This window comes from Pseudomonas sp. Kh14 (genome assembly GCF_900291005.1).
Classification (GTDB): domain Bacteria; phylum Pseudomonadota; class Gammaproteobacteria; order Pseudomonadales; family Pseudomonadaceae; genus Aquipseudomonas; species Aquipseudomonas alloputida.
On record NZ_OLKJ01000146.1, the window covers coordinates 1 to 264 of the forward strand.

A 264-nucleotide genomic window follows, 5' to 3' on the forward strand; every position below is an offset into this window, starting at 1 on the left:
ATATAGTGATTTGAGCCTATCTCTTACGAATTGATCGCCAAGATCTTCTTCACTTGTTATGAGAGATGCTGCATTTCGCAGGATGGAATATTCAGCTGATGCGCTCTGTTCTCCCAGAAGGCGCATCTCACCGGTCTTCCACGCGACATATCCTACAATGAGAGCTAAAAGCACAAAAGTCCCAATGAACAAGATTATACGCAATGTTCGTTTCATTTTTCCATCCCTGCAGTATATAATATCATTATCGGCAAAAACCTGCCC

General features: G+C 42.4%; 1 protein-coding gene. It reads right to left on the reverse strand.

Features of this window, described 5'->3' with window-relative positions:
* Window positions 1-216, reverse strand: a 216-nt coding sequence (locus FQ668_RS28860) for a hypothetical protein (protein WP_218570910.1), incomplete at its 3' end; no start/stop codon positions are given.
* Window positions 217-264: the final 48 nt, after the last annotated feature.